This window comes from Chitinophaga sp., assembly GCF_036569125.1.
Lineage (GTDB): Bacteria > Bacteroidota > Bacteroidia > Chitinophagales > Chitinophagaceae > Chitinophaga.
In genome coordinates, this window is sequence record NZ_DATCRF010000319.1 from 1 (window position 1) to 5,662 (window position 5,662).

At 44.9% G+C, this 5,662-nt stretch carries 6 protein-coding genes; 3 read left to right on the forward strand and 3 right to left on the reverse strand.

Going from position 1 to position 5,662, the window contains the following annotated elements; all coding sequences use genetic code 11:
* Window positions 1–234: 234 nt before the first annotated feature.
* Both VIM87_RS11955 and VIM87_RS11960 read right to left on the reverse strand, forming a co-directional pair.
* Entirely contained in the window at window positions 235–630 is a 396-nt protein-coding gene (locus VIM87_RS11955) for a response regulator (protein WP_331997215.1), read from the reverse strand.
* Between the two features lie 515 nt (window positions 631–1,145).
* Window positions 1,146–2,108, reverse strand: coding sequence for a hypothetical protein (locus tag VIM87_RS11960; RefSeq protein ID WP_331997216.1), 963 nt, complete (start codon window positions 2,106–2,108; stop codon window positions 1,146–1,148).
* A gap of 208 nt (window positions 2,109–2,316) precedes the next feature.
* Between VIM87_RS11960 and VIM87_RS11965 the strand changes: the two genes are divergently transcribed.
* A complete protein-coding gene (locus tag VIM87_RS11965; RefSeq protein ID WP_331997217.1) occupies window positions 2,317–2,934 on the forward strand; it encodes a ribonuclease H-like domain-containing protein in 618 nt (205 codons plus the stop codon).
* A 59-nt stretch (window positions 2,935–2,993) separates the two neighbouring features.
* Entirely contained in the window at window positions 2,994–3,989 is a 996-nt protein-coding gene (holA, locus tag VIM87_RS11970) for a DNA polymerase III subunit delta (protein ID WP_331997218.1), read from the forward strand.
* A gap of 110 nt (window positions 3,990–4,099) precedes the next feature.
* Here the strand turns inward: holA and VIM87_RS11975 are convergent, their stop codons facing one another.
* Window positions 4,100–5,029, reverse strand: coding sequence for a bifunctional riboflavin kinase/FAD synthetase (locus VIM87_RS11975; protein WP_331997219.1), 930 nt, complete (start codon window positions 5,027–5,029; stop codon window positions 4,100–4,102).
* Window positions 5,030–5,239: 210 nt separating this feature from the next.
* Between VIM87_RS11975 and VIM87_RS11980 the strand changes: the two genes are divergently transcribed.
* Window positions 5,240–5,662 (forward strand): AIR synthase related protein (locus VIM87_RS11980; protein ID WP_331997220.1); only part of this gene is annotated, 423 nt, incomplete at its 3' end.

The following is a 5,662-nucleotide window of genomic DNA, read 5'->3' on the forward strand; positions in this document are numbered from 1 at the left end:
CGGTTAACCACCTTTGATGAATACCTGGAAGATGCGCGCGTAAAAGCGCTCCGTGAAGAGATGTATATGAATGTGCAGCCGGCGTAATTAATGTGCAGATGTGCAAATATGCACATGTGCAGATGAAATAAAGACACTACCTAAAAGAGCGGAAGCGCATCCTGCGTTTTCGCTCTTTTCATTTGCACAGCTGTACACTTAATCTGCACATCTGCACATTTATAATCTGCACATCTACAGGTATTTCTCAATAATCTCCAGCTTCTTTTTATCCAATGGCTTGGTAATATAAGCTGCCAGCTCCGGCGTATCATTCACCTGCTGTATATCCTTATCATCAATAGAAGAAGAGCACATGATCACGGGAATCTGCTGGGGAAGGGTATGTTTCAGCTCCCCGAAAACTTTCATAAATGCCCATCCGTTCATGGGCTGCATGTTAATGTCCACGATGATTAGTGCGGGCAGGGGGCCGGGCCGGCGCAATTGTTCCAACGCATCTTCTGCAGAGTAAAAGGAAATGATTTCGAGGTTATTGGGGTCCTTACCACATTGTAGAAACAACTTCCTGATAATAAAATGGAAAATCTCGTCGTCATCTATAACGTATACTGATTTGGAATCCGCCATGCAGTTTGGTTTTTTAAGGTATCTCCGGTTATTTTCAGTCTTGGATTTCCTCTTTGTTCACGCAGGTTGAACGCACTGGTTTTCTTTTAAAAGCAAGGCTAAGCAACAGCAACATCCGGTCACATAGGAGAAAAAGAAGTTCAAATTAGGTTTATTTTCATATATACGATTTGGCAATAACTAATCATTAACAAAATGCTGAGTGCGAAACGCTGAAAGCAGAACGCCGGAGGCGTAAAGCAAAAAGCAGAAAGGATAAAGCAGAAAGCTTAATGCCCTCCGCGATTGCAGGCTGCCAATACCCATTAATACTATCTAACATAGCCCAATGCCGTGGCTTCAGAACATAAAACCGGGACTAAAAGCTAACAGCTAAAGGCTTAGCGCCAGCTGTTCAATGCTGTAAAACATAATCAGCTTTATGCTTTATGCTTTCCGCCTTCAGCTTTCCGCATAAAAAAAGGATTGCCCGTCATAGGCAATCCCTTTTTTTATGAAGGCTAAAACTAAATCAACTAGAACCAACCGCCTTTCTTCAGGCTTACTTTACCTTGTCCGATGCGGAAACCGTTGTGATAGATCTCAACGCTGTAATCGCCCGGTTTAAAATCGGAGTTCTGTTTCCAATCCATGCTTACAGTTTGTTTTTCTCCTTTAGTGTAAGCAACGGTTTTCTTGGCAGTATATAATTTCTCAGTACCATCTTCCAGGCTAAAACGGCCGGAACCCAGTGCTTCTACAGCCAGCGGAGAACCGTCGGGAGATGAGATGGCTACATAAATTTCTTTGTCGCCGGTAGGAGCGATCCTGTTTTCATCCAGGTCAAAGGTAACCCGCATCATATCTGCGCGTTTAGCTTTGGTGGTTTCAACTTCCTTACCGTTCTTTTTCACTTGTAAAGGCTGCAGCTTAATATTGCTGGCGTGTAATACGGAACCCAGGTTCACTTCTTTATTCAGGCTGTCTTTTACAGTACCTACAGAATCCCTTTCTTTACGGGCTACATCCCTTTCGCCGGCCAGCACCAGTTTTTCACCTTCCAGGCGTTCAATAGTTTCCTGGTAACCGGCTATGTTTGTTTTCATTTGCTCTATCAGCTTGCGGGCTTCAGCCAGCTCGCCCTGGGTAGCGTTCTTGTTAGACAGGATACTTTGGATCCTGGCTTTCATATCAGCCAGTTCTTTATCTTTGGTTTTTACCAGGCTGTCCATCCGGCTGTTCTGGGAGATCAAATCGTCCAGACGTGCGTTGGCAGCATTGTATTCCTGCTGTAATGCATCTCTTGATGATGAAATAGAATCGATCTGAGTGCCTTGTTGTACAATAGTTTCACTAGTTTTATTTTTATCGTACAACATATAGATCCACGTACCCGCCAGTGCTGCAATTAAAATTCCGTATATAAGTCCATTACGGCTACGCGGTTTTTCAGAGCCGGATGATCCGGAAGCAGGCGTGTTAAATGTGTTCTCAGCCATAGTTGTTTGTTTTATGTTTAATTGTTATATGGTTAAAAATAATTATGCAAAAATAGCTTTTTAAAATTCTCTAATTCACAAACTTTTAAACAGGATTTCCTCAGTGCTACCTAACATCGCATTAGACCAGTTATTACTGCTGGATATAGAGACAACCCCCGCTGTGGCTAGTTTCGACGATTTACCCGAGCCGCTTCAGCACCTCTGGATGGAGAAAATAACAAAAACTGCGCCAGATTCAACAACAGGCGCCGGGGACTTTGCCGTAAAAGCAGGGATCTTTGCCGAGTTTGGGAAAGTGATCTGCATTTCAGCAGGTTATTTCACCATAGAAGGCGGCCGTTATCAGCTGCGCATCAAATCTATTTATGACGATGATGAGAAAGTGGTATTAAGCGGCTTCCTGGACCTGGTAAATAAGTTTTGCGCCAAACATCCGCGTTTCCTGTTTGCCGGGCATAATATTAAGGAGTTTGATATTCCATACATCTGTAGGCGTTCTGTTATCCATCAGCTATCTTTGCCCCCGTGCCTGCAGCTGCATGGTTTTAAACCCTGGGAAGTGCCTATGCTGGATACCCTGCACCTGTGGCGCTTTGGAGATTATAAGAACTATACTTCCCTGAAGCTGCTCACCACCATCCTGGGCATTCCTACCCCCAAGGATGATATAGACGGCAGCATGGTGGCCAGTGTATACTGGCAGGAACGTAACCTGCCCCGCATTGCAACCTATTGCCAGAAAGATGTGGTAGCCGTAGGGCAATTGCTGCAGCGCTTTAAAGGAGTGCCTATTTTAAAGGAGGAAGACGTAGTGATCGTATAGGAATAGGCTACGATTTTAGGTAAATCTGAAATCGTAAATCTAAAATCGTAAATCAACTCATGGAATACCAGGATATTTTAAAAGATTGGAAGCAAAAGAAATTTAAATCCATTTACTGGCTGGAAGGGGAGGAGGATTTTTTTATTGACCAGGTGGTCGACTATGCTGAGCATAAGCTGCTGGATGAAGCAGAGAAAGGATTTAACCTCACAGTGCTATATGGAAAAGATGCCGACTGGAGCGCCGTGATCAATGCCTGCCGTCGCTACCCCATGTTTGCAGAAAAACAGGTAGTTATATTAAAAGAAGCGCAGGCCATGCGCGACCTCCTGAAGCTGGAGCCCTATATAGATCACCCCCTGGATTCCACCATTTTTGTAGTAGCCCATAAACAGGGAAAGCTGGATGGGCGCAGTAAAATGGCCAAATTAATAAAGGATAAGGGTGTGCTGCTAAGCACTAAAAAACTATACGATAACCAGCTACCCGGCTGGGTAGAAGTGTATGTTCGGGAAATGGGCCGCGCTATTTCCCAGAAAGCCTGCATATTGCTGGTAGATCATATTGGTAACGATCTTTCCCGTATTTCTAATGAAATAGATAAGCTGCTGGTAAACCTGCCCAACGAAAAAAAGATCGATGAAGGGGATATTGAAAAATATGTAGGCATCAGCAAGGAATACAATGTATTTGAGCTGCAGAACGCCGTAGGCCAGCAGGATTTCATCAAGGTAATGCGCATTGTTAATTATTTTGCCGCTAATCCCAAAGCAGGCCCGGTACAAATGGTGATCCCTGCCCTGTATAACTTTTTCAGTAAGGTGAACCTGATCTTTGGCGTAAAAGGCGGGGAAAAAGAAATTGCATCCACCCTGGGCGTACACCCGTTCTTTGTAAAGGATTATATGCAGGCGGCCCGCCAGTATGGTGCAGAAGGCACAGAAAAAGCTATTTTATTATTGCATACCTATAACCTGCGCAGTATAGGTATTAATGATAGCGGGGTAGAGGATGGGGAGTTAATGAAGGAGCTGATGTATAAGGTAATGAGTTAATGTGCAGATGTGCAAATGAAAAAGCGAATGTATCATCCACTGAAACATTCGCTTTTCTATTTAATCGCTGCATTAATTATCTGCTATCTGCACATATGCATATCTGCACATCAAAGAATCTTCTTCGCTTCCACGCAGTCTTTATCCATTTGCGCAATAAGCGCAGCGGCATTATCAAACTTCTGGTTATGCCGTATAAAGGCAATGAACTGTACCCGCAGCTGCGCATCATAAATATCCCGGTCAAAATTAAAGAGATGCACTTCCAGCCGCAGGTCCGTACCATTAAAAGTAGGCCGGGTGCCTATGCTCATTACACCTTTTATTATTTCAGGTTCATTATTCAGCGTGGCCTTTACTGCATAAATACCTTCAGAGGGTATTAACTTGCGCGCATCCGGCAGCTGCAGGTTGGCGGTGGGGTAACCCAGCTGCCGCCCCATTTTATCGCCATGTATCACGGTGCCTTCCAGGAAATAGGGGTATCCCAGCAGCTCATCGGCCAGGGCTATATTCCCTTCCATCAGGCGCTCGCGTATTTTGGTAGAGCTTACAGACAGGTCGTGTACTACCTGCTGCGGTATTTCTATCAGTTGAAAACCGTATTGCTGCTGCTCTGCTTCCAGCAGCTCCAGGCCGCCTTCGCGGTTATGCCCAAAGCGGTGATCGTACCCGATAATGATGGTATGTGGTTTAAAGCGGGCAATCAGGAAATCTTCCAGGTAAGCACGGGCAGAAAGTTCGGAAAAGGCTTTGGTAAAGGGTACCACCACCAGGTGGTCAATACCTTCTTTGTCCAGTAATTGTATTTTTTCAGGCAGGGTAGTGAGCAGGTGCAGCTTTTTATCGCCGGCAAATAAAACCTCCCGCGGGTGCGGGTCAAAGGTCACAATTACGGTTTCCCCGTTTACAGCCGCAGCGGTTTCCTGCAGCTGGTGCAATATATACCGGTGCCCGGTATGCACACCATCAAACGTACCAATAGTGATCACTGCATTACGAAAAGCCGGCAAATGTGATAGATCCCTGTGAACCTGCATAAATCTGAATAACGGTCTAAAAGCCGTGCAAATCTAACCTAGTTTTTTGGGATTTGTATGATTGCCAGAATCAGTTACTTTTGTGCCATAATACAGGATTTTGGCATTTAGCTCCTGAAGCTCGCTACAGTGGCTGATTTTGTGGCTAATAAAGCTAATTGTCCCTGGATGGTGTCTAAAAATTATGTCTAACTCATTTTCTATTATATAATGGATCTTTACGCCAAACGCGGTGTTTCTGCCGACAAGGAAGATGTACATAATGCGATTAAGAACATTGATAAAGGGCTGTTTCCGAAGGCTTTCTGTAAAATAGTACCCGATATCCTGGGCGGCGATGAAGCCTGGTGTAACATTATGCATGCCGACGGCGCCGGTACCAAATCCTCCCTGGCCTACGCCTACTGGAAAAAAACCGGTAACCTGGATGTATGGAAAGGCATTGCGCAGGATGCCATTATTATGAACATCGACGACCTGCTGTGTGTAGGCGCTACGGAAAATATATTACTCTCCTCTACCATAGGCCGTAACAAACGCCTGATACCCGGCGAGGTGATTGCCGCCATCATTAACGGTACGGAAGAAATACTGGCGGAGCTGCGCAGCCATGGCATCAGCATTTACTCCACC